At 71.5% G+C, this 23,700-nt stretch carries 21 protein-coding genes; 7 read left to right on the top strand and 14 right to left on the bottom strand.

The genetic code is table 11. From position 1 onward, the window contains the following. The first annotated feature begins 260 nt into the window (after positions 1 to 260). Both IEZ27_RS36185 and IEZ27_RS36180 read left to right on the top strand, forming a co-directional pair. Positions 261 to 950, top strand: coding sequence for an aggregation-promoting factor C-terminal-like domain-containing protein (locus IEZ27_RS36185; RefSeq protein WP_229824659.1), 690 nt, complete (start codon positions 261 to 263; stop codon positions 948 to 950). Positions 951 to 1,021: 71 nt separating this feature from the next. Next, positions 1,022 to 3,022 (top strand): glycosyltransferase family 2 protein, encoded by a 2,001-nt coding sequence (locus IEZ27_RS36180; protein WP_189651388.1) that lies wholly within the window; start codon positions 1,022 to 1,024, stop codon positions 3,020 to 3,022. On the opposite strand, the gene IEZ27_RS36175 is transcribed toward IEZ27_RS36180, so the two are convergent. From IEZ27_RS36175 to IEZ27_RS36135, 10 genes are all read right to left on the bottom strand, one after another. Next, positions 3,012 to 4,163: an alpha/beta hydrolase family protein gene (locus IEZ27_RS36175; protein ID WP_189651387.1), complete on the bottom strand. Its 1,152-nt coding sequence runs from the start codon at positions 4,161 to 4,163 to the stop codon at positions 3,012 to 3,014. The two genes, IEZ27_RS36180 and IEZ27_RS36175, sit on opposite strands and share 11 nt — an antisense overlap. Then, positions 4,163 to 5,164: an alpha/beta fold hydrolase gene (locus IEZ27_RS36170; RefSeq protein WP_189651386.1), complete on the bottom strand. Its 1,002-nt coding sequence runs from the start codon at positions 5,162 to 5,164 to the stop codon at positions 4,163 to 4,165. The genes IEZ27_RS36175 and IEZ27_RS36170 overlap by 1 nt, the downstream gene beginning before the upstream one ends. Beyond that, positions 5,161 to 6,453, bottom strand: coding sequence for an MFS transporter (locus IEZ27_RS36165; RefSeq protein WP_189651385.1), 1,293 nt, complete (start codon positions 6,451 to 6,453; stop codon positions 5,161 to 5,163). The genes IEZ27_RS36170 and IEZ27_RS36165 overlap by 4 nt, the downstream gene beginning before the upstream one ends. 31 nt (positions 6,454 to 6,484) lie before the next feature. Further along, positions 6,485 to 8,374 carry a helix-turn-helix domain-containing protein gene (locus IEZ27_RS36160; RefSeq protein WP_189651384.1) on the bottom strand — a complete coding sequence of 630 codons (1,890 nt, stop codon included), beginning with the start codon at positions 8,372 to 8,374 and terminating at the stop codon, positions 6,485 to 6,487. A gap of 61 nt (positions 8,375 to 8,435) precedes the next feature. Then, complete coding sequence (locus IEZ27_RS36155) at positions 8,436 to 9,188, bottom strand: SDR family NAD(P)-dependent oxidoreductase (RefSeq protein ID WP_125636695.1); 753 nt, start codon at positions 9,186 to 9,188, stop codon at positions 8,436 to 8,438. A 75-nt stretch (positions 9,189 to 9,263) separates the two neighbouring features. Next, the gene (locus IEZ27_RS36150; protein ID WP_189651383.1) at positions 9,264 to 10,661 is read right to left on the bottom strand and encodes a class II fumarate hydratase; all 1,398 of its coding nucleotides are present in this window, start codon (positions 10,659 to 10,661) and stop codon (positions 9,264 to 9,266) included. Positions 10,662 to 10,737: 76 nt separating this feature from the next. After that, a complete protein-coding gene (locus IEZ27_RS55120; protein WP_189651382.1) occupies positions 10,738 to 12,462 on the bottom strand; it encodes a serine/threonine-protein kinase in 1,725 nt (574 codons plus the stop codon). A 35-nt stretch (positions 12,463 to 12,497) separates the two neighbouring features. Then, entirely contained in the window at positions 12,498 to 12,905 is a 408-nt protein-coding gene (locus IEZ27_RS54325) for a hypothetical protein (RefSeq protein WP_229824658.1), read from the bottom strand. Positions 12,906 to 12,925: 20 nt separating this feature from the next. Further along, a complete protein-coding gene (locus tag IEZ27_RS54320; RefSeq protein WP_229824657.1) occupies positions 12,926 to 13,606 on the bottom strand; it encodes a serine/threonine-protein kinase in 681 nt (226 codons plus the stop codon). A gap of 70 nt (positions 13,607 to 13,676) precedes the next feature. Beyond that, positions 13,677 to 14,285 carry a superoxide dismutase gene (locus IEZ27_RS36135; protein WP_189651381.1) on the bottom strand — a complete coding sequence of 203 codons (609 nt, stop codon included), beginning with the start codon at positions 14,283 to 14,285 and terminating at the stop codon, positions 13,677 to 13,679. A 340-nt stretch (positions 14,286 to 14,625) separates the two neighbouring features. Here IEZ27_RS36135 and IEZ27_RS36130 point away from each other — a divergent pair, with 340 nt between their 5' ends. Beyond that, complete coding sequence (locus IEZ27_RS36130) at positions 14,626 to 15,297, top strand: CHAP domain-containing protein (RefSeq protein WP_189651380.1); 672 nt, start codon at positions 14,626 to 14,628, stop codon at positions 15,295 to 15,297. Between the two features lie 462 nt (positions 15,298 to 15,759). After that, a complete protein-coding gene (locus tag IEZ27_RS36125) occupies positions 15,760 to 15,948 on the top strand; it encodes a DUF5999 family protein (protein ID WP_189651457.1) in 189 nt (62 codons plus the stop codon). A 93-nt stretch (positions 15,949 to 16,041) separates the two neighbouring features. Here the strand turns inward: IEZ27_RS36125 and IEZ27_RS36120 are convergent, their stop codons facing one another. Together IEZ27_RS36120 and IEZ27_RS36115 are read right to left on the bottom strand one after the other, a co-directional pair. After that, positions 16,042 to 17,691 (bottom strand): fumarate hydratase, encoded by a 1,650-nt coding sequence (locus IEZ27_RS36120; protein WP_229824656.1) that lies wholly within the window; start codon positions 17,689 to 17,691, stop codon positions 16,042 to 16,044. A gap of 31 nt (positions 17,692 to 17,722) precedes the next feature. Then, entirely contained in the window at positions 17,723 to 18,589 is an 867-nt protein-coding gene (locus IEZ27_RS36115; protein ID WP_189651378.1) for a DMT family transporter, read from the bottom strand. 68 nt (positions 18,590 to 18,657) lie between these two features. Here IEZ27_RS36115 and pdxR point away from each other — a divergent pair, with 68 nt between their 5' ends. Together pdxR and IEZ27_RS36105 are read left to right on the top strand one after the other, a co-directional pair. Next, positions 18,658 to 20,031: a MocR-like pyridoxine biosynthesis transcription factor PdxR gene (gene pdxR / locus IEZ27_RS36110; RefSeq protein ID WP_189651377.1), complete on the top strand. Its 1,374-nt coding sequence runs from the start codon at positions 18,658 to 18,660 to the stop codon at positions 20,029 to 20,031. Between the two features lie 37 nt (positions 20,032 to 20,068). Beyond that, positions 20,069 to 21,007, top strand: coding sequence for a Gfo/Idh/MocA family protein (locus IEZ27_RS36105; protein ID WP_189651376.1), 939 nt, complete (start codon positions 20,069 to 20,071; stop codon positions 21,005 to 21,007). 8 nt (positions 21,008 to 21,015) lie between these two features. On the opposite strand, the gene IEZ27_RS36100 is transcribed toward IEZ27_RS36105, so the two are convergent. Continuing rightward, a complete protein-coding gene (locus IEZ27_RS36100; RefSeq protein WP_189651375.1) occupies positions 21,016 to 22,179 on the bottom strand; it encodes an MFS transporter in 1,164 nt (387 codons plus the stop codon). Positions 22,180 to 22,273: 94 nt separating this feature from the next. On the opposite strand from IEZ27_RS36100, the gene IEZ27_RS36095 reads away from it, so the two are divergent. Then, positions 22,274 to 22,867 (top strand): TetR/AcrR family transcriptional regulator, encoded by a 594-nt coding sequence (locus IEZ27_RS36095; protein ID WP_189651374.1) that lies wholly within the window; start codon positions 22,274 to 22,276, stop codon positions 22,865 to 22,867. Here the strand turns inward: IEZ27_RS36095 and IEZ27_RS36090 are convergent. Next, positions 22,842 to 23,507 (bottom strand): DUF998 domain-containing protein, encoded by a 666-nt coding sequence (locus IEZ27_RS36090; protein ID WP_189651373.1) that lies wholly within the window; start codon positions 23,505 to 23,507, stop codon positions 22,842 to 22,844. The genes IEZ27_RS36095 and IEZ27_RS36090 overlap by 26 nt on opposite strands. Positions 23,508 to 23,700: the final 193 nt, after the last annotated feature.

Below are 23,700 nucleotides of genomic sequence, written 5' to 3'. Positions count from 1 at the left end.
TATACCCGGGTTGTGTCATCAAACTGTGACCCGGTGCGGATCGAATCCCGAAGATGGGGCGGAACCCTGAAAGCGGCCTCCCTTCGGTGCGGGCGCTCGAAGGGAGGCGCGCCTCCCCCTGTGACCAATTTCACAATTTTTGGTGAAAAAGGTCGTTACCTGCTGGTTGGCCAAGAGAACGTCAACCGAATACCGCGATCCGGTTGCGGACCACCCCCTATGACAGGGCAAGCTCATGGATCGTGAGCCCCGGTCCGCAGTTGAGTGAGCGCCCCACGAAGGATGACCTTCGCTCGGCGCGCCGGCCTTCGCGTTTCACCCCCAAGCGCATCGCCGTCGCCGTCGTGTCCCTGGTGGTCGTCGTGGGCGGTGGCGGCTACGTCGCCTACCGCGCCGTCGACAACGCCAGCAAGCCGCCGGTCGATTCCTTCACGCCCGAGCAGCTCGGCGCCCTCGCCGGAGGCGACCTGTTCGCCCCCGACCCCGAGAACGACGCGTTGAAGAACGCCGCCGAGCAGGCGTACCGGGCCGACCAGCTCAAGAAGGACCGCCCCGGGGGCAAGAAGCTCGACTGGGTCGTGCCGAAGAAGGCGCCGGGCGGCAGCGGCTTCCCGCCGGCCAACTTCCCGCCGGGCAGCAACCCCTCGCCGGGCACCAACAAGGGCGTCGCCAAGTCGATGCTCGCCGCCCGGGGCTGGGGCGCGGACCAGTGGGGCTGCCTGGAACGCCTCTGGCAGAAGGAGAGCGGCTGGAACGAGCGGGCCATGAACCGCTACTCCGGCGCGTACGGCATCCCGCAGGCCCTGCCGGGGAGCAAGATGGCCAGCGCGGGCGGCGACTGGCAGACCAATGCCACCACCCAGATCGCATGGGGGCTCGGGTACATCAAGGGCCGCTACGGCACACCCTGTGGAGCGTGGGGCCACTCACAGTCCACGGGATGGTACTAACAGGTCAACTTTCCTTCTGTAATCGGCAAGCCGTCTCACCCGATCGTGTATGCGCGGCGCACGCTGGCCGCATGGGTGCGAAGGTCAGTGTGATCATCAATGTCCACAACCCGGGTGACACCGCGGACGCGTGCATCCGCTCCGCGCTGGAGCAGACGCTCCCCGCCGCCGACCGCGAAGTGATCTTCGTGGACGACGGGTCCACCGACGGGATCGGGGAACGGCTGGACACCATCGCCGATCTGCGCGAGAACGTCCGCGTGCTGCACCTGCCGCACACGGGTTCGGCGTCGCGCGGCCGCAACCTGGGCCTGGCCGCGGCCGAGGGCGACTACGTCTTCTTCCTCGACCAGACCGACCTGCTGGAGCGCGACGCGCTGGCCCGCATGCACGAGCGCGCGGTCGAGACCGACGCCGACGTGCTGATCGGCCGGCTGGCCCGCGACTACGGGCCGCCGATGGTGGCCTTCGAACACAGCACGGCCCGTGCCGACATCCTGCGCGACCGCCTGATGAGCCTGCTCCTCCCGCAGCAGCTCTACCGCCGGGCCTTCCTGGAGGAGCACGAGCTGGGCTTCGCCGTACCCGGTGGCCGGCTGGCCGAGCAGACGTTCGTGATGCGGGCGTACCTGCACGCCAAGGTCATCGCCGTGCTGGCCGAGGACGTCTGCTGCCATATCGGCCCGCGGCCCGAGGCGGTCGAGGAGGAGCCCAGGGCCATCGTGACCGGGCTGAGCACGCTGCTCACCGACATCGACACCTACGTCGGCGCCGGCCGCCAGCGCGACCGCATGTACGCCTACTGGCTCCGTTCCGCCGCGCTCAGGCCGTTGCTGACCGCCAGGTTCGCCGACTCCTCCGTCGACCGGGGCATGCACTTCCGGCTCGTGCAGGAGCTGATCACCGAGCGATTCCCGGAGCGGGCGGACCGCTACCTGCCGGTCCAGCTCCGGGCGGTGGCCGCGTTCGTCAGGCAGGGACGCCTGGACCAGATCGTGATGTTGTCCAACTCCTCCAAACGCGCGGGCCTGAGCGCCGAGCTGACCGAGATGCGTTGGGACGCCCACATCCTGGTGATCGGCCTGACGGTGGAGGTGCTGTCCGGCGACGGCCTGCCCGACCGGTACCGGGTGGACGGCGAGCGCGTGCACTGGAACCCGCCGCGCTCGATCGACGGCAAACTGCTGCCGAACGACGTCACCGACATCACCTCCGATGTCGAACGGGCCCGCGTGGACGTCTACGTCCGGCACACCCAGACCGGCGTGGTGCACTTCCTGCCGATGAACCAGGCCGTCGAGCGCCTGCCCGACGGCCGCCGCCGCATCCGCGTACAGATCAGGGGCGAGGCCCGGCTGGACGTGACCAACGCGGCGCTCGGCCGGCCGCTGAGCCCGGGGCAGTGGGAGGTGCACGTCCGCATGTTCAGCGGCGCCAACCAGGCCAGGAGCCGGGTCGGCCGCGCCGAGGGCCCGCTCAACTGCCTGGGCGTGCTGGCGCAGCGGCCGCGGATGCGGCTGGTGGTGCCGTGCTGGACCGACAAGGGGGAGCTGGGGCTCGCCGTCGAGCCGCGTTCGTTCTCGGAGTCGATCGCGCTGGTGTCGCCGGGGGTGACCGTCCGCCAGCTCGACGGCCATGTGTACGTCGTGCTGCCGGTGCCGTACGTGCCGCCGAGCGGCGGGCCGCCCCTGGAGCTGGTGCTGCGCAGCACCGGACGCCGGGAACGCGAGGTGTGCGCCCCCGCGCTGGTCGAGCCCGGCGTGCCGGGCAAGCTCGCCGGGCAGCTCGTCGCCAAGGTCCCGGTCAAGCGGCACCTGCCGGGCGAGGACCACCTCGGGCCCGGCGCCTGGCTCTCGTCGCTGCGTACGGCGGAGGAGGAGATCGGGCTGCGGTTCGGCCTGCGGGTGCGACGGGGACGGGTGGAGACGCGCCCGGCCGTCGCGGCCGACCTCCCGCGCCGCTCGCCCATGGGACGCGACACCGTGCTGCACCGCATCGGCAGGCGCCTGCCCGGGGCGCGGCACATGGTGCGCTGGGCGCGCGCGGGCAGGCATCGCTACCTCAAGGAGTGACCCAGCCCTCCAGCTCCTCGAAGGCGTCCCTGAAGGCCGGGAGCATGGGTCTGAGCCGGTCGGGGTAGACGTCGACGAGGCTGTCGAGGTGGTTGCCGCCCTCGATCCGGTGGTAGCGGAAGGGCCGGTGGGGGCCGACCATCCGGGCGTAGACGTCGGAGTCGCGGGAGATCGGCAGCAGCGAGTCGAGCGTCCCGTGGATCGTGATCAGCGGCTTGGTGATCCTGCCGGTCAGCCCGATCCTGGCCATGGCGGCGTACGGCTTGCGCGCGTCGTAGTCGTAGTCGGCCGCCGCGCCCGTGTACGACGGGTCCAGCTCCTTCTGGTAGAGCTGCTGGGTCAGCTCCCAGTAGTACTGCCGGTGGAAGGGCCACAGGAACTCCGACCCGGGCGTGAACCCGGCCGCCCGAACGCCCGCCTCGTCGGGATATGCCTTGAGCGCCGCCGGCAGGAAGTTCAGCAGGTTGTCGCCCTTGACGCGGAAGAGGGTGCCCTCCCAGTCCACGCCGCCGTCGTAGAGCCATCCGCGGTTCTCCAGCTGCCACCTGACCAGGTAGCCGCCGTTGGAGATGCCGGCCATGAACGTACGGGCGGGCCCCCGGCCGTACCGCTGCCTGACGACGGACTTGGCGGCCACGGCGAGCTGGGTGACACGCTCGTTCCACTCGGCGACGGCGTCGCCGGGGCGGCGGCCGTCCTCGTGGAAGGTCACGCCGACGTTGCCCTTGTCGGTGGCGGCGAACGCGTAGCCCTTGGACAGGACCCAGTCGGAGATCGTGTAGTCGTTGGCGTACTGCTCCCGGTTGCCGGGGGTGCCGCTGACGACCAGGCCGCCGTTCCAGCGGTCGGGGAGCCTGATGACGAACTGGGAGTCGTGGTTCCAGCCGTGCGTGGCGTTGCCGGTGGAGGTGTCGGGGAAGTAGCCGTCGAGCTGCGTGCCGGGCACGCCCGTCGGGTTGACGGTGGCCTTGGAGTGCAGGCCGGCCCAGTCGGCGGGGTCGGTGTGGCCGGTGAGCGTGGTGCCGGCCGTGGTCAGGTCGTCAAGCCTGGCGCTGACCAGCTTCTCCGCGCCGGGCACGGACAGCTCGTACGCGGCGGGGGCGGTCAGCAGGCTCGCCACCAGGGTGAGGGCGACGAACATCACGCCTCCCGTACGTGCTCGGCCAGCAGGCGGCGGAACTCGGCGGGCCGTTCCAGGTGCGGGCTGTGGCCGCAGTCGTCCAGCACGACCTCGCGGTAGCGGCCGTAGCGGTCGAGGACCGCCCTGGTCTGCGTCACCATCGGCTGGGCCGGGGTGCCGGGGGAGCCGGGCACGACGCCGATCGCGCCCAGGTGGGCCAGGTCGAACAGCGAGGTGTCGGAGACGATCACGTCGTCGGCGCCCCTGATCCACAGGACGGGCGGCCTGGGGCCGATCTCGTGCAGGTCGTCGAGGTGGAAGTGGGTGGGGGCGCAGGCGTTGAGCACGCCGTGCTTGCCGGGGGCCACGCCCGGCCAGGCCGGCGATCCTGCGGCGTCGCCAGGGTAGTTGGCCTCGCCCACGCGGGTGGTGAGCATGGACCGCAGGTAGAAGTCCTCGTCGGGGATCTCGGGGTGCTTGACGTAGCCGGAGCGCAGCACGTTGCGCGGCGAGGTGGGGGAGTCGCCGGACAGGTCACCGGCCTTCAGGCGGGCCACGAAGTCGGGGTTCGCGGCCCCGGCGCCCGAGCCCGTGCCGTCGGGGTGGGTGAGCGTGCCGTCGGGGCCCTCGGTGCCGCCGAAGCCGTACGGGGAGATCGGGTTGACCAGCGTGACGCTCCTGACCAGCGCCGGACGGTCGCGCAGGAGCTGAAGGACGACGCCGCCGCCGAGGCTCCAGCCGACCAGGTGCAGTCCGTCGAGGCCGAGCGCCTCGGCCAGCTCGATCAGGTCGTCGGAGAAGTCGCGCAGGCCCCTCGTGGCGTCCACGGGCTCGGGGTCGGTGTCGCCGAAGCCGCGCAGGTCGGGGGCGAGCGGACGGTAGCCGCCGGGCAGCGCGGCCATGCTGTCGCGCCAGAACGCGCCGGAGGAGACGTTGCCGTGCACGAACAGCACGGGCTCGCCGGACGTCCGGCCTTCCACGGTCAGTACGTGCTGCGTGAGGCGGGGGGTGGTGACCTTCATCGCACGTGCATCCTCTCGGCCAGGTCGTGTCCCTGGGTCTCGCGGGCGGTGTAGACGGCGATCAGCGTGAGCACCGCAGCCACGCCAAGGTACGCCGAGATGGGCACGCTGCTGGAATAGCTCTTCAGCAGCGCGACCGCGATGAGCGGGGCCAGCGCGCCGGCCACGATCGCGGAGAGCTGGGCGCCGATCGACACGCCGGTGTAGCGCATCCTGGTGCCGAACAGCTCGGAGAAGAAGGCCGCCTGCGGGCCGTACATCATGCCGTGGAAGAGCAGGCCGACGGTGATCGCGAGGGCGATCGCCAGGAAGTTGCCGGTGTCCACCAGCGGGAAGAAGGCGAAGATCCACACGCCGATGCCGGCGGCCCCGACCAGGTAGACCGGGCGGCGGCCGATCCGGTCCGACAACGCGCCCCACATCGGGATCGTGACGAAGTGGATGGCCGAGGCGAGCAGCACCGCGTTCAGGACCGTCGAGTTGTCGATCTTGGCGTTCTTCGCGTACGTGATGACGAACACGGTCAGCAGGTAGAACGAGATGTTCTCGGCCAGGCGGGCGCCGATGGCGACGAGCACGTCCTTCCAGTGGTGCCGCAACACGCCCACGATCGGCGCGACCGGCTCCGGCTGGGCCTGCTGGGCCTGCTGGGCCTGCTGGAACAGCGGCGACTCGCTGATCGTCAGCCGGATCCACAACCCGACCATCACCAGCACGCCCGACAGCAGGAACGGGACCCGCCAGCCCCACGACAGGAACGCCTCGTCGGACTGCCAGGCGGCCAGCACCGCCAGCACGCCGGTGGCCAGCAGGTTCCCGCCGGGGGCGCCCGCCTGCGGCCAGGAGGCCCAGAAGCCGCGCCGGTTCGTGTCGCCGTGCTCGGAGACGATCAGCACCGCCCCGCCCCACTCGCCGCCGAGCGCGAAGCCCTGCACGAGCCGGAGCGCCGTCAGCAGCAGCGCCGCCGACGACCCGAGCGTGGCGTACGTCGGCAGGCAGCCGATCAGGAACGTGGCGGCGCCCATCATCAGCAGGCTGACCACCAGCAGGGTCTTGCGGCCCAGCCGGTCGCCGAAGTGGCCGAAGACCAGGCCGCCGAGCGGGCGGGCGACGAATCCGACGGCGTAGGTGAGGAACGACAGCAGCGTGCCGGTCAGGGGATCGGACTCGGGGAAGAAGAGCTTGTTGAACACGAGTGCGGCTGCCGAGCCGTACAGGAAGAAGTCGTACCACTCGATGGTGGTGCCGATCAGGCTCGCGGCGACGATCTTCTTGATGGAAGTGGCCATGCCGGTCACGGTAAAGAGTGACCGGCGTCACTCATATGGAGTCAGAACCCACAGTCTGTGCGGTTGATGTGTGGCCGAGCCGGTGCAGTCGAAGGGCGAGCTGGATCTCCAGGGCGCGTTCGGGCTCCAGCCAGCCGTCGCCGAGCAGCTTGCCGATGCGGTCGAGGCGTTGCGTCACGGTGTTGACGTGGATGTGCATGGCCTCGGCCGTACGGGAGGGTGAGCCGCCGGTGCCGAAGTAGGCGGCCAGGGTGTCGGTGAGCGCGGTGCCGCGGCGGGCGTCGTAGTCGATCACCGCGCCGACCACGCGGCCGACGAAGCCGCGAACGTCGCGGCCGTCGCCCACGAGCAGGCCGACGAAGCCCAGCTCGGCGGGGCTCGCGCCGTCGCCGGCGCGGCCGAGCGCGATCAGCGCCTCGGCGCACCGCCGCGCCTCCTGGTACGCCTCGGCGACGCCACCCATCCCCGCGCCTGTGCTGTCCGGGAGGCGGGCCGGGGCGGCGCCCGCCGTCGCGGGGGTGTGCAGCGACGCGCTCAGCTCGGCGGCCACCCGCTGGGCCAGGCCGCCCGCGTCGACGCCCGGCAGCAGCAGCACCACCTCGTCGCCGCGCCCCGCCGCCAGCCCGTGCCGCACCGCGGCGTGGGAGGAGGCCCAGAACGCGGCCCGCTCGCGCTGCCCGCCGTGCCTGGCGACCACCACGACGTGCGGCGCGCGCAGGTCGACGCCGAGCCGCCGGGCCCGGTCGGCGAGGCCGGGCGAGCCCGGCCGCGAGATCAGGTCCTCCAGCAGCTCGCCCCTGACCCGCCCCTCGGCCTCGGCCACGCTCCGCCTGAACAGCAGCAGCAGCGCGCTCACCAGCGCGGCCCGCTCCAGGATGCGCTCGTCGGCGTCGTCGCTGCGCAGGATGAGCGTGCACAACGGCTCGCCGCCGACGTCCACCGACGCGATCAGCAGGTCGCCCCTGCGCACGGTACGCCCCAGCGCCCTGGACGCCTGCGCCGCCTCGAACACCCCCGCGTCCAGCTCGCCCACGTCGCCCGTGATCGGCCGGCCCAGGTCGTCGAGCACGGCCAGCGACCCGCCGAGCACCTCGGTCACCACGGCCGCGACGTCCTCGATGCCGCCGCCCCGCAACACCAGCGAGGTCATCCGGTCGTGGGCCAGCGCGGCCCGTTCGACGGCCTCGCCGTGGGCCCTGGCGGTCCGGTGGGCCTGCGAGAGCTCCTCCAGCGCGTTCCTGGTCTCCTGCAGCAGGCGGGCGTTGTCGATCGCGACGGCGGCGTGCGCGGCCAGGCTGGCCAGCAGCGAGACCTCCTCCTGGTGGAAGGGCCTGGCACTGCGGTTGGCCGCCATGAGCACGCCGATCACCCGCTGGCCCAGCCGCAGCGGCACCCCGAGGATCGCGACCAGGCCCTCCTCCTTGACGGCCTCGTCGATGTGCCCCTTGTGCCGGAACCTGGCGTCGGCGAAGTAGTCGGCCGTCGCGTACGGCGTGGCCGTCTGCGCGACCAGCCCGCCGAGCCCGGCCCCCATGGCCAGCCTGAGCGCCCTGAACTTGGCCGAGATCGACCCGTCGGTGACCCGCATGTACGTGTCGCCCTGCTCGGGGTCGTGCAGCGTCATGTACGCGATGTCGGTCGCGAGCAGTTGCCTGGCCCGGTGGACGATCGCTTCGAGCACGGCGTCGAGGTCTCGCAGCGCGGCCAGGTCGCCGGCGGTGTCGTACAGCGCCGACAGCTCGGCCTCGCGCCTGGCCCGCCGCCTCAGCAGGGCCCTGACCTTCAGCGCCTCGACCTTGGCCTGCTCAAGCTCCTCGATCGTGGCCGGATCGGCGCCCTGCGCCCTGGCCTCGACGATCGGCCCCTCGAACTCGACCGCCGACGCCTCCCGCGCCAGCAGCTCCAGGAACCGCCTGCTCATGGCCTCACTCCGTGAGGCCGGCTCGGTCGCCAGACGCCGGTGGCACTCCCTCGCGTGTTCACTAGTGGGCCGTCCAGCCGCCGTCCACGGGCAGGGAGACGCCGGTGATGAAGGAGCCGTACGGGCCGCAGAGGTAGGCGACCAGCTCGGCCACCTCCTCGGGCTCGATCAGCCGCTTGACCGCGGCGGGCCGCAACATGATGTTCTCGACCACCTCGTCGCCGCCGATGCCGTGGACCCGGGCCTGGTCCTCGATCTGCGCCTCGACCAGCGCCGTACGCACGTACGCCGGGCACACACAGGTCGAGGTCACCCCGTGGGCCGCCCCCTCCAGCGCGACGACCTTGGAGAACCCCTCCAGCGCGTGCTTGGCCGTCGTGTACGCCACCTTGTACGGCGAGGCCCGCAGCCCGTGCACCGACGAGATGTTCACGAACCTCCCCCAGCCCCGGGCGTACATGCCGGGCAGCACCCGCCGCGCGATCAGGAACGGCGCCTCCACCATCACCCGCATCATGGCGGAGAACACCTCGGAGGGGAACTCCTCGATCGGCGCCACGTGCTGGAACCCGGCGTTGTTCACCACGATGTCCACCGGCTCGTCCGGCAACGACCCGGCGAAGGCCGGATCGCCCAGATCGGCCACCACCGCGACCCCGCCGATCTCCGCGGCCACCTTCCCGGCCGCCTCGCCCTGCCTGTCGACCACCAGGACCTTGGCCCCCGCGGCGGCCAGTCGCCGGGCGCAGGCGGCGCCGATGCCGCCCCCAGCCCCCGTCACCAGCGCGGTCCGCCCAGTCAGCTCCTTCGCCATACTCCGAACCCTAGGCGGTCGCCGCGCCGGGACGCATGGGTGTAGCCGACATAGATCCGTGTCGACCTATGTGGATCAGCCCTCCGTGGGCGGCCTGGTCATGGACAGCACGTCGAGTGCGTCATCGAGCTGCTCCTCGGTCAGGGTGCCGGCGGCGACGTGGCCGCGTTCGAAGACGACCTCGCGGATGGTCTTCCGCTCGGCCAGGGCCTGCTTGGCGATCTTGGCCGCCTCCTCGTAGCCGACGTACCGGTTCAGCGGGGTGACGATCGAGGGGGAGGACTCGGCGTACTCGCGCAGGCGGTCGACGTTGGCCGTGATGCCGGCGACGCAGCGGTCGGCCAGCAGCCGGGACACGTTCGCCAGCAGCCTGATCGACTCCAGGATGTTGCGGGCGATGACCGGGAGCTGCACGTTGAGCTCGAAGCTGCCCGAGGCCCCGGCGAAGGTGATCGCCGCGTCGTTGCCGATGACCTGGGCCGCGACCATGGTCGTGGCCTCGGGGATCACCGGGTTGACCTTGCCCGGCATGATGGACGAACCCGGCTGGAGGTCGGGCAGGTTGATCTCGCCGAGCCCGGCGCGCGGGCCGGAGCCCATCCAGCGCAGGTCGTTCGCGATCTTGTTGAGTGACACGGCCACCACCTTGAGCTGCCCGGACAGCTCCACGATGGAGTCCTGGGCGCCCTGGGCCTCGAAGTGGTCGGCGGCCTCGCGGAAGGGGATGCCGCTCGCCTCTCCCAGCTTCGCGATCGCCCTCCGGGCGAAGCCCGGCGGCGTGTTGATGCCCGTGCCCACCGCGGTGCCGCCCAGCGGCAGCTCCAGTACGTGCTCCAGCGCCGTACGCACGCGGGTCACGCCGTGGTCGACCTGGGCGGCGTACCCGCCGAACTCCTGGCCGAGGGTCACCGGCGTGGCGTCCATCAGGTGGGTCCGGCCCGACTTGACCACCTGCGCGAACTCGGCCTCCTTGGCGTGCAGCGTCTCGGCCAGGTGCGTGAGCGAGGGCAGCAGGTGGAAGGTCACCTCGATCGCGGCCGCCACGCGGATCGAGGTCGGGAAGACGTCGTTGGAGGACTGGGAGGCGTTCACATGGTCATTGGGGTGCACCGGACGGCCCAGCCGCTCCTCGGCCAGCGTCGCGATCACCTCGTTGGCGTTCATGTTGGACGAGGTGCCGGAGCCGGTCTGGAAGACGTCAATGGGGAAGTGGGCGTCGTGCTCGTTCTCCGCGACGTCGGCGGCGGCCTGCGCGATGGCCCCGGCCAGGTCCTTGTCGATCACGCCCAGCTCGCCGTTGACCTCCGCCGCGACCGCCTTGATCAGGCCCAGCGCGGCGATGTGGGACGGTTCGAGCGGCCGCCCCGATATCGGGAAGTTCTCCACCGCCCGCTGGGTCTGCGCCCGCCACCGTGCTCCCGCCGGCACGCGGACCTCGCCCATCGAGTCATGTTCGATTCTGAACTCGCTCATGACTCCAGTCTGAACCACCGCCGCCCTCCGGGACCGGCCGCCGTACGGGGTCGGCCTGAGGGGCGGCGTGAGTGGGTCAGCTGGAGAGGAGGGCCACGATGAGGACGGCGATCACGACCGCGGCGGCGGCCGCCACGGCCATGAGCACGAGCATGCCGTTGCGGTTGCCCGCGGGCGGCTTCTCGGGCTGCCCGGCGATGGCGAACAGGTCCGTCCCGAGGCCCTGGCCCTGCGGCCCGCCCTGCCTGGGCATGGGCCGCTGCGCCCCGCCCTGCCCAGGCCCTTGCCCGGGACCCTGCTGCGGCCCACCCTGAACGCCCTGAACGCCCTGCCCCGGCCCCTGCTGGGGGTGGGGCTGCTGCGTCGGCGGGTAGACCTGCTGGCCGGGTGAGCGGGGGGAGGCGATGCGCATGGTGTTGATGGCGCCCTCGTCGTCCTGGTTCTGCCCCGGACGCCCGCCCTGCTCAGGCGAGAACGGCCCCTTGGGACGCTGGACGCTGACGGTCCGCTCGGGATCGAAGTCCCCGTCGTCGCCCGAGGCCCAGCCCCCGAGCCCGCCGGCGGCACCCGGCACACCGGCACCGGCACCGGCACCAGGGCCGCTCCCGGCCGCGCCCGGCCCGCCGTGCGGCGACTTCCCGGGCACGGTCCCCTGAGGCATCGTCGGCGCCCCCAACGGCCCCCTGCCGGCCCCTTGAGGGCCCGACTGCCCCTGAGGGCCTGCGGGGCGTGCTCCGGCGGGGTGTGGCGTGGCCTGCGGGCCCGAGGCGGGCGATCCGGGCGTGGCGCCCGGCCCGTACGGCCCGGAGGAACCCGAGGCTCCCCGGCCGCCGGGCGCACCCGGCGCTCCCCCGGGAGCCCCGAAGGCACCAGGGGCCCCGGAAGCATCGGAAGGGCCGGGGGAGGAGCTGAAGGGGTCGGGCAAGGCGGTCTCCTGGGCGATCAGGGCTTCGGCCGTGAGCGCCGGCATCTCGCTCGTGGGCGTGTCGGCGACCATCCGCATGAGGGTCTCCGCCTTGGCAGCGCTGAGCCGCTGCCGGTAGTCCTTGTTCAGCAGCCCGTTCAGCACCGGCCGGAGCTGCCCCGCCTGCGTGGGCGGGTCGGCGCTCTCGCTGAGCAGCGCCGCCAGCGTCTCGGCGATCGTGGCCCGCTCGTACGCCGGCCGCCCCTCGACCGCGAAGTACAGCGTCGCCCCCAGCGACCAGATGTCCGACTCCGGCCCGGTGTACTCACCCCTGGCACGTTCCGGCGCCGTGTACCCCGGCGAGCCGATCACCATGCCCGTCTTGGTGAGCCGCGAGTCGCCCTCGGCCTTGGCGATGCCGAAGTCCGTCAGCACCACCCGGCCGCTCTCGGTGATGAGCACGTTGCCCGGCTTGACGTCGCGGTGCGTGATGCCCTGGGAGTGCGCGGCGCGCAGCGCGCCGAGCAGGTCGACGCCGATCTCGGCGACGAGCCGCGGCGGCAGCGGCCCCTCCTCCTCGATCACCTGCTCCAGCGAGCGGGCCTCGATGAGCTCCATGATGATCCAGGGACTGTCGTCCTGGATGAGCACGTCGTGGATGGCTGCGACGGACGGATGGTTGATCCGCGAGGCGAGGCGGCCTTCGCGCACCATGCGCTCGCGCAGCTCGGTCCGCTGTTCCTCAGTGAGCCCCGGGTCCTGGCGGATCTCTTTGACCGCCACCTCGCGCCCCAGCGCGCGGTCGCGGGCGCGCCACACCGTGCCCATCGTGCCCCGGCCGAGCGGGGACATGAGCTCGTAGCGCTCCGCGAGCAGGCGTGTCTGCTGTTCCGGCATGAGAAGAAGATATCGATTCTCGCTTGGGAAGTGCTTTACCCTCGCTTGCGAAGTTCTCTTGGCCAGAACCGCCGAGGAAGGAACAACTTTATCACCGCCGCCTTGAAACGGGCATAAGTGGACGGAGTTGGACGGGCTTCGACCCGCCTCCGGTGGACGCCCTCACCCGCTCGCCGCTCCTGACGCGGCGCCGGGACCGACAGCGCGGCCGCGGTGGCCTCCGCCCTGTGCAGCCCGCGGTGCGCGGGCCTGCGTGCGAAAGGGGGCGAGGCGATCACCGGCACCGGGCGTACGGGCCTGCGCGGGGCCAGTGGCTCCTCCGCCGAGCCGCCCGCGGCCACCCTGGCCAGCATGAGCGAGGCCCGTACCGAGTCGAGCCGGGTCTGTGGATCGATCCTGAGCAGCGCGTCGAGCACGGGGGCCAGCGGGCCCGCCTTGCTCATCGGGATCGGCTCGCCACTGGTCAGCGCGGCCAGGGCGGCGGCGGCCGTACGGCGGCCGTGCAGACCCCGGCCCTCGACGGCGGTGTAGAGGGTCGCGCCGAGCGACCACAGATCGCCCGCGGGGCTGGCCTTCGAGCCGAGAACCCGCTCGGGTGCGATGTAACCCGCCGATCCCAGGACGATCCCCGCCTGTGTGATGGAGACGTCGCCTTCGAGGGCGGCCAGTCCGAGTCGGTGAGTACCGCGCGGTCCTCGGTCACCAGGACGTTGCTCGGCTTGACGTCGCGGTGGAGGATGCCCTTGGCGTGGACGGCCCGCAGCGCGCCGAGGATCTGCCGGCCGATCTCGGCGGCCCGGCGCGGGTGGAGCGGTCCGTGCTCCTGGATGAGCTGCTCCAGAGACTTGGCCCGGAGCAGCTCCATCACGATCCAGGGGCGGTCGTCCTCGGTCACGACGTCGAAGACGGTGATGACCGAGGGATGGGCCACCATCGCGGTCGCCCTGCCCTCGCGCTCGGTCCGCGCGCACAACTCGGCGCGCAGCTCCTCGTCGAGGACGGTGGGCAGCCGAACTTCCTTCACCGCCACGTCGCGGTCGAGCAACTCGTCATGCGCCCGCCAAACGGTGCCCATGCCGCCGCGACCAACCGGCTCCATGAGCCGATAGCGCGCGGCGAGTAGGTAACCGGAGGGCGCACGCATGCCAGGCAGCTTACCTATTTGTGTAAACCGACCAGTAGAGGCCGGGCCGATAAAAAGTTGCGAACTTCAGTCAACCTGCCTGACTCGTTACGTCAGCGAACCTGCGGGCCACATCGGCCCAGTTGACGATGCCCCACAGTTTCTCGACGTAGTCCGGGCGCACGTTGCGATACTGCAGGTAGTAAGCGTGTTCCCAGGCGTCGAAGACGAGAATCGGCGTGGTGTTCATGCCGACGTTGCCGTGGTGGTCGTAGATCTGCTCGACGACCAGCCGGCGGCTCAGCGGCTCCCAGGCCAGCACGCCCCACCCCGAGCCCTGCACGGACGCCGTCGCCGTGGTGAGCTGCTTCTGGAACGCCTCGAAGGTGCCGAAGTGCTCGTCGATGGCGGCCCTGAGGGCGCCGTCGGGGCGGTCGCCGCCGTCGGGCGACAGGTTCTCCCAGAAGATCGAGTGCAGTACGTGCCCGGACAGGTTGAAGGCGAAGGTCTTCTCCAGGCCGACCAGGTTGCCGAAGTCGCCGCCCTCGCGGGCCTCGGCCAGGCGTTCGAGCGTGTCGTTGGCGCCCTTCACGTAGGCCGCGTGGTGCCTGGCGTGGTGCAGCTCCAGGATCTCGCCGGTGATGGCCGGCTCCAGGGCGCCGTAGTCGTAGGGCATGTCGGGAAGGGTGTAGTCCGCCATGTGCGCGTCCTCTCGAAGTAGATCTACGGACGACACTATTGCAAGTAGTTCGCAACTGCATCAGACTTGCGACCTAGGTCCCGCCTTGGCATCGTGGCGAGGGTCAGTTAGGTCCAGCCGGTGCGCGGGTGGCATTGGGCCGCCCGCGCACAGGCGTCCGTGGGGATTTCTTGGGATGGGAATTACCCAGGTCAGGGCGCTGTTGTAGCTACTTGTACCGCGACGGCAGGGCAGCCGTGTCGAGGCGCCCCCGCAGATCTGTCGTCATCACCCATCGCAGGATTCACACCTGTGACCCGCCGTGCCTCATGCGCGGACGGTGAGCAAAGGAGCACCCCCGATGGCCAAGCACGCCATGATGACCAGTACCCATATCGCCAAGCTCGCTCTCGGCGCGACCATCGCCGTGACCGCTCTGGGCGCCGCCGCCGCCGTCAACGCCGAGACCGCGCACGTGACCGGCACCAAGACCGCCGCGCAGGGGTCCGCCGCGCAGGGGTCGGCCCAGGGCAGGGTGAACGTCACCGCCGCCCAGGTCCTGGCCACCGCCAAGGCCCAGGTCGGCACCACCGAGGACGCCAACGGCGGCGGCACCAAGTTCCAGAAGTGGTACGCCTCCTCGCAGCGCGCCGGCGAGACCGTCGCCCGTGACGGCGGCAGCCGCCAGGACTACGTCAACGCCGCCTGGTGCTCGATGTTCGTCTCCTGGGTCGGCGAGCAGACCGGCGCCCGCCCGCAGGTCGGCTGGGACGCCTACACCGTCGCCCACGCCAAGTGGTTCGCCGCCAACGACCGCTGGGGCACCGAGGCCAAGCCCGGCGCCGTGGTCTTCTTCTCCTGGGGCGGCAGCAAGGACCTGAGCGCCATCCAGCACGTCGGCTTCGTCGTCAAGGACAACGGCGACGGCACGATCTCCACGATCGAGGGCAACACCGGCAACGGCAAGGTCGAGGAGCGCGTCCGCCCGACGTCGCAGGTCGTCGGCTACGGTTACCCGTCCTACGCCGCCTGACACATCCACAGAGCGCGCATTCCTACCGGGGATGCGCGCTTTGTCCGCATTAGTGCACGTCAACGCGGTTGTGACGTTCGGCACACCCGTCTTCCCGATAAATGTGCATGATGCCTAGTAGGGGACTTTCAGCCGTACGGCAGGCTGATTGACAGGAACCACGAGGCACCGTCAGCAAGCTGTAAGGGTGCCGAAAGGGGACGGGGGCATGGTTATCCCATGAGAGCAGGCGAGCACCCAGAAGCGCCGAAAGTGTCGGTGTCGGCCGCCAAACTGGGGGAATACGCCGAAGGTTCCACTGACGACAGAAGTTGAAGGACGTGATGAAGGTGCGCCAGACACAGGTTCGCCGCCGGCCGAAGAAGCCGACCACAGCCGCACTGGACCTTCGCACGCCGTCGGGGCGACAGTTGCCCTTTTGACCAGCAGGAAGCAGGAGCGCCATCTGAGAGGTGCGCGATGATGTGCATGCACTTTCCCGTATGCCCCAGTGCGGACTCGCCCGACCGTGAGCGTTCGCACGTGATCTCGGCTCACCCCGACCAGGGCTGGAGCCTCCTCTGCAACGGCGTGGTGCTGTTCGAGGACACGGGTCTGCTCCTGCCTGACGGCAGCGTCGTCGCCCCCCACCGAGCGGTCGTCGCGGCCTGAGCCCCGCGGGCCTCCCCGGCCCGAGGGCAACCCCCCGTCGTCCGGTGCCGAGGGGCGCGACCGCCCGCCCGGCACCCTTCGACGCGCTCGGGCCTACCTGCGCCCGATGCTCAGCACCGGTCCGGTGCGGTCGGTGAAGAAGTCGTCACCCTTGTCGTCCACGACGATGAAGGCGGGGAAGTCCTCGACCTCGATCTTCCACACCGCCTCCATCCCCAGCTCGGGGTATTCGAGCACCTCGACCTTCTTGATGCAGTCCTGGGCCAGCCGGGCGGCCGGGCCGCCGATCGAGCCCAGGTAGAAGCCGCCGTACTCTTGGCACGCCTCGGTCACCTGCTTGGACCTGTTGCCCTTGGCCAGCATGACCATCGAACCGCCCGCCGCCTGGAAACGTCCGACGTAGGAGTCCATGCGGCCGGCCGTGGTCGGGCCGAACGAGCCGGAGGCGTAGCCCTCGGGGGTCTTGGCCGGGCCGGCGTAGTAGACCGCGTGGTCCTTGAGGTACTGCGGCATCTCGCCGCCGTCGTCCAGCAGTTCGGCGATCTTCGCGTGCGCGATGTCGCGGGCGACGACGAGCGGGCCGGTGAGCGAGAGCCGGGTCTTGACGGGGTACTTCGTCAGCTCGGCGAGGATCTCCGGCATCGGCCTGTTGAGGTCGACCCGTACGACGTCGTCCGACAGGTGCTCGTCGGTGGTCTCCGGCAGGAAGCGGGCCGGGTCGGTCTCCAGCTTCTCCAGGAACACGCCCTCGGCCGTGATCTTGGCCAGCGCCTGGCGGTCGGCCGAGCACGACACCGCGATGGCCACCGGGCAGGACGCGCCGTGCCGGGGCAGGCGGATCACGCGTACGTCGTGGCAGAAGTACTTGCCGCCGAACTGCGCGCCGATGCCGAGCTTCTGCGTCAGCTCGAAGACCTTGGCCTCCAGCTCCAGGTCGCGGAAGCCGTGGCCGGAGGGCGAGCCCTCGGTGGGGATGGAGTCGAGGTAGCGGGCGCTGGCGTACTTGGCGGTCTTCAGCGCGAACTCGGCGGACGTGCCGCCCACCACCACGGCCAGGTGGTACGGCGGGCAGGCCGCGGTGCCCAGCGAGCGGATCTTCTCCTCCAGGAACGCCAGCATGCGCTTCTCGTTGAGCACCGCCTTGGTCTCCTGGTAGAGGAAGGACTTGTTGGCCGAGCCGCCGCCCTTGGCCATGAACAGCAGCTTGTACTCGTCGGCGTGGCCGTGGGGGTCCTCGGCGTAGAGCTCGATCTGCGCGGGCAGGTTGCTGCCGGTGTTCTTCTCCTCCCACATGGTCAGCGGGGCCATCTGGGAGTAGCGCAGGTTGAGCTTGGTGTAGGCGTCGTAGACGCCGCGCGAGAGGTGCTCGGCGTCCTGGCCGTCGGTCAGTACGTGGCGGCCGCGCTTGCCCATGATGATCGCGGTGCCGGTGTCCTGGCACATCGGCAGCACGCCGCCCGCCGAGATGGACGCGTTCTTCAGCAGGTCGAGGGCGACGAACCGGTCGTTGCCGCTGGACTCGGGGTCGTCGACGATCTTGCGGAGCTGGGCCAGGTGCGACGTACGCAGGAAGTGGGAGATGTCGTGGATCGCGGTCTCGGTGAGCAGCCGCAACGCCTCCGGCTCGACCTCCAGGAACGTACGCCCAGCCGCTTCGACCTTCCGCACCCCCTCCGACGTGATCAGCCGATACTCGGTCTCATCGGCGCCCAAAGGGAGCAGATCGGTGTAGTCGAAGTCCATGTCCATAGAGGGTACGCCCCCCTTTCGGTGGTCATCCCGGGACCGGTACGGCCCCCGGAGAACGCCGCGCCGTGAGCCCCACCAGGATGCCCGCGATCACCAGCCCGGCCCCCGCCAGGTCATAGGCCGACGGCGTCGCGATGCCGAGCAGAAGGCCCGTGACGATCGCGCCGACCGGGATGAGCCCCGCGAACAGCCCGGCGAGCCCCGGCCCGAGCCTGGGCAGCGAGGTGTACCAGAGGAAGAAGGCCCCGACCGTGACCACCACCGCCAGGTACGAGAAGCCCAGCGTCTCGGCCACGCTCGGCACCCTGAACATGGCCGTGCCCTCCTTGACCAGGCCGATCACCGCCAGCATGGGCACCGCCAGCGCCGTCGAGTACGCCGACACCCGGATCGCCCCCAGCTTCGGCAGCAGGGGGATGGCCAGCATGGAGAAGCTGACCTCGCCCACCAGCGCGCCGAGCGCCCACAGCAGGCCGGTCGGGTTGCCGCTGCCGAGCCCGGTGGCCAGCGTCGCCCCGGCCACCACCACCGACGCCCCCACCAGCAGGCGCGGCGCGGGACGTCCCCCGGCCAGCGCGAGGGCCAGCGGCACGGTGCCGAGAACGGTCCCGACCAGCGCCGGCCCCGAGGCCCGGGTGGACTCCACGACGCACACGTTGAAGATCACCAGGCCGAGCAGGGTGAGCCCGCCGAGGTACAGGGTCTCGCGCCGGGTCAGCCGGACGAACCGCAGGCCGAGCGCCCGGGTGATGACCAGCAGGACGACGGCGGCCGCGAGGTAGCGCACGGCCTGGCCGCCGTACACGGGATAGGAGCCGATCAGGCCGGACACCCCGGCCAGAGTGCCGACCAGGAACATGGCCGTCGCTGCTCCGGCGATTCCGTTTCTCATGGAGAGGATGCTAGGGAGAGAATGGTTCATCCAAACAGTCCAATCTCCCGCTGTATGACAGGACCAATATGGCTGACCTCCACATCCAGATAAATCGGGATCTGGGGGGGATTGCTGGGCAGATCGCGTCCGAGCTGCGCGAGAGCGTGCGCCTCGGACGGCTCGTGCCCGGCACCCGCCTGCCCGCCACCCGCGACCTCGCCGCCGACCTCCAGGTCTCCAGGGGCGTGGTGGTGGAGGCGTACGAGCAGCTCGTGGCCGAGGGGTTCCTGGTCTCGCGGGTGGGGGCCGGGACCGAGGTGGCCCCGCTGGGCGCCGTACGGGCCGCCCGGCCGGAGCCGGTGACCGACGGGGGCGCTGGGCCGCACCACGGGCACCGGGCCACGTCCCCCGATCTCGGCCACTTCCCCCGGGAGCGCTGGTTGTCGGCCGTACGGCACGTCCTGGCGACGGTGCCGTCCGACGCGCTCGACTACGGCGACCCCGGCGGCGTCCCCGAGCTGCGCGAGGAGCTGGCCGGATACCTGAGACGGGTCAGGGCGGCGGACGTGCACCCGGACAACCTGGCCATCGTGGGCGGCGTGGCCCAGGGCCTGAGCCTGGTGCTGCACGTCCTGGCCCGGGGACGCGGGCTGCGCCTGATCGTGGAGGACCCTGCCAGCCACCGCCAGGTCCCGCTGCTGGAGCGCGCGGGAGCCCGCCTGGTGCCGGTGCCCGTGGACGACGAGGGCCTGACCGTGGACGCCCTGGACGGCGACGCGGTGCTGGTCACGCCCGCCCACCAGTACCCGACGGGCGTCGTGCTCTCCCCGGCCAGGCGGGCCGCGCTCATGGAGTGGGCCCGCGCGGGCGACCGGATGATCCTTGAGGACGACTACGACGCCGAGTTCCGCTTCGACCGCGACCCGGTCGGCTGCCTGCAAGGTCTGGCCCCCGACCAGGTGATCCTCTCGGGCAGCGTCAGCAAGGCGCTCGCGCCCGGCCTGCGGCTCGGCTGGGTCGCCGCCCCCGACGGCCTGGCCGCCGCGATCCGCCGCGCCCGGGGCGAGCTCGACCTCGGCTCACCGGTCATCGAGCAGTACGCGCTGGCCCACTTCCTGCGTACCGGCGGCTACGACAAGCATCTGCGGCGCATGCGCAGGGAGTACCGCCGCCGCCGGGACGCGCTGGTCAGGGCGCTGGCCGAGGAGCTGCCGGAGATCCGCGTACGCGGCATCGACGCCGGTCTGCACGTCTGCCTCGACCTGCCGGACGGCTGGGACGAGCTCCGGTTCGTCCATGCGGCCCAGGGCATCGGCCTGTCCGCCGAGCCGGTCGGGCCGATGCGGTTCTCGCCCGGTCCTCCGGCGGTCGTGGTCGGGTTCGCGCGGGTCCCGGTCCATCAGGCCGCGGAGGCTGTTCGAGGCTTAAAAGTCCATATGTCTGGACATAGCATGGACTGAGGGAGAAGAGCCCGTTCGGAACCCCGCTGGAGGCGGCATGCGTGTGGGACTGCTGGGCCTGGGCCGGATCGGCGCCTTCCACGCCGCGAACCTCGCCGCGCATCCCCTGGTCGACGAGCTGATCGTGGCCGACCCGGTCCGCACCTCGCCGTACGGCAGGCCGGGGGACCCGTTCGAGGCCGACGCCGTGGTCATCGCCACGCCGACGGCCACGCACGCCGAGCTCCTCGTACGGGCCTGCGAGCTGGGCGTCCCCGCCTTCTGCGAGAAGCCTGCGGCAGGCACGGTCGCCGAGACGGTCAAGGTGCTGGAGGCGAGCGCGGGCAACCGGGTGGGCATCGGGTTCCAGCGCAGGTTCGACCCCGGTTACCGGGCCGCCGCCGCGGCGCTGCGGGCCGGGGAACTGGGCGAGCTGCACCGCGTCCACCTGGTCACGGCCGATCCGGCGCCGCCGCCGGCCGAGTACGTCCCGCTGTCCGGAGGCGTCTTCCGCGACTGCCACGTGCACGACTTCGACATCCTGCGCTGGGTGACCGGCCGCGAGGTCGTCTCGGTGTACGCCGCCGGCGCGAACCGCGGCGCGGCCTTCTTCGCGGAGGCCGGCGACGTGGACAACAGCGCCGCCCTGCTCATCCTGGACGACGGCACGCTGGTCACGCTCCAGGGCTCCCGCTACAACGGCGCCGGCTACGACGTGCGCATGGAACTGGCGGGCACGAAGGGCACCCAGGCGGTCGGGCTCGGCCCGCGTGCCCCGCTGCGCAGCGCCGAGGGCCTGCAACCGCCCGGCCCGCCCTGGCCCGACTTCGTGGCCAGGTTCGGCGCGGCGTACGCGGCCGAGATCGACGCCTTCCTGCGCGGCGGCGAGGGCCTGTGCTCGGTCGAGGACGCCCTGGCCGCCCTGTACGTCGCCGAGGCCGCCGACCTGTCGCTGCGCGAGTCCCGTCCCGTACTGGTGGCCGAGGTGCGCGCCTGAGCGGCGGGCTACGCCTCGGCGGCGGCCCGCCTGGGCGCGAAGCCCGGCGCCAGTACGATGATCACGCCGGCCAGCAGCAGCGGCGCGACGAACGCCACCCGCCAGTCCGTGGCGTCGGCGATGCCGCCGATCAGCGCCGCGCCCACGATGAAGCCCACGTAGTTGAAGAGGTTGACCCTGGCGATGGCCACCCCGGTGCCCGCCGGGTCGAGCTTGCCCGCCGCCGAGAACGACTGCGGCGCCACCACCGACAGCCCGAGCCCGGTCAGCCCGAACGCGACGATCGCCAGCGGCTGGCTCGGGGCCACCACGACACCGAGGAAGCCCAGTGTGGCCAGCGCGCCGCCGAGCCTGACGATGGCCGCCGGGCCGTAGCGGCGGACCGCGACGTCGCCGCCGAGCCGTACGGCCAGGGTCGCGCCCTGGTAGACGCTGTAGGCCAGCTTGGCCACGCTGTCCTGGGCGAGCAGGGCCTTGCCCATGAAGACGGTCGCGAAGTTCGACACCGCCGCGTCGCCGATGTAGAGGAAGCCCATGGCCAGGCAGAGCGGGATGATCGGCCGCCACGGGAACCTGCCGGTCGCGGCCTCGACGACGTTCTCGACCTTCTCCTCGGCGATCGTGTACAACTTCGGCCCGGCGTAGAGCGAGCCGGCCAGCGCGAGGACCATCGGGATCGCCATGGTGACGGCCAGCGAGATCCGGCCGGCCGCGTACACCGCCCACAGGGCGCCCGCCAGGCTGAGGACGCTCCACAGGCAGTGGAAGCCGTTCAGCACGGCGGTGCCGTAGCGGCGCTCGACCGCCACGCCCTGCATGTTCATGCCCGCGTCCACCGCGCCGACCGCCAGGCCGAACAGCAGCAGCGCGGGTACGGCCAGCGGCACCGAGGGCGCGAGGCCGGTGAGCACCACGGCGAGCGCCACCGCGGGCTGCGCGACGCGCAGGAGCGGCTTGCTGCCGTAGCGGGCGGCGAACGTGCCCGCGCCGACGCTGCCCACGCCGGCGAAGACGGGCACGATCAGCAGCAGGAGCGTGAGCGCCCCGTCGGTGAGCTCCAGCTTGCCCTGGAGGCTGGCCACCTGGACGAGCAGGGTGGCGAAGGAGAGGCCCTGCACGCCGTACACGACGAATGTGGCGGTACGGGCCTGGCGATCACGCGGGGACGGCACGACGGCCTCCTGATCGGGGGGTAATCAAAACGTGAGGCGGAGTCAGGTTAGCGGCTGGTCAGGGCCGTACGCCAGCAGCAGATAAGGTGCCGGGGTGAAACGGGGTTACGCGACCGGAGAGGCGCGCAAGGAGCGCATCCTGGCCGCCGCCCTCCTGGAGTTCGCCGACAACGGCTACCGCGGCGCCTCGCTGGCCCGCATCGCCGAGCGGGTCGAGCTCTCCCAGGCCGGCCTGCTCCACCACTTCAAGAGCAAGGAACGCCTGCTCGTCGCGGTGCTCGACTACCGCGACGAGCTCGACCAGCGCAGGTTCGGGCCCGGCCGGGAGGGCGGCGCCGACGCGCTGCGCGCCCTGGCCGACGTCGTCGACCACAACGCGCGGGTGCCGGGCCTCGTCCAGCTCTTCTCGGTGATCAGCGGCGAGGCGGTGACCCCCGGCCACCCCGGCCACGAGTGGGCCAGGCGGCGCTACCGGCGGCTGCGCGCCGACGTCGCGGCCTCGCTGCGCCTGGGCGTCGAACGCGGCGAGTTCCGGCCCGGCCTCGACGCCGAGGCCCACGCCGACCGCCTGATCGCGATGATGGACGGCCTCCAGACCCAGTGGCTGATCGACCCCGACCAGGTGGACATGGCGGCGATCTTCCGCGGTTACGTGGAAGAGCTCATCGCCGCTCTACGGCCTGACTGACCACCCGCGCGGGCTCGGCCGCCGCCAGCCGCCCGGCGGCCGCCCACACCCCGAGGGCGAGCAGCGCGGCCACCTCGGTGACGGCCAGCCCCCGTTCGACCAGGCCGAGCGGCATGACCCGGTACCAGGGCAGCCCGTGGCCGGAGCCGATCAGCATCGCCGTACCGATGCCCGCGACCCATAAGATCGAGCACACCCCCAGCCCGAACGCCACCACCGCCGACCTGCGCCGCTCCGGATGCCGCCAGGGGCGGGCGATGACCACGGCGGCGAGCGGCAGGCTGAGGAAGGCCACGAAGCTGCCGATCCGGTGGATGCTGCCGCTCATGCTCGGACCGACCGACCAGTCGTGCTTCTGGAACGAGGCCGTCATGAACAGGCCCACGCTCCAGGCCATGAGCGCGACCGTGCCGACCGCCCCGGCCAGCCGTTTGCGCGCCAGGGACACGCCGATGGCGGCGGACCCGGCCGCGAGCAGCCCCACGGCGCCCCCGAAGATCCACCCGTCGGGGCCGAGGCCGTGCTCGCTGATCGTCCGCCTGATCGGGTTGACCTCGTCGAGGCTGGTCAGCTCCAGGCCCACGATCACGGCGATGCCCACGCCCGCCGCACCCAGTCCCCACCGTGCCGGTTGATGCACGCCCGCCTCCCGGGTCCGACGGCCAGAAGCCTCTCGCGGGGATCAACGGTGACAAGCGCGGCAGGATTCCGGCGCGCCGAGGCGAACGTGGAACCGGTCCGGGAGTTCGGCGCGCTGCTCGGGCGGATTCGCGGATGTGCGCCCTTGTTGGTCAGCTCTTGGGCGAGCGATTACCCGGGTCGCCGGATATCGT

Source organism: Nonomuraea spiralis (genome assembly GCF_014648435.1).
GTDB classification, from domain to species: domain Bacteria; phylum Actinomycetota; class Actinomycetes; order Streptosporangiales; family Streptosporangiaceae; genus Nonomuraea; species Nonomuraea spiralis.
This window is presented reverse-complemented; position numbering and strand designations above follow the sequence as displayed.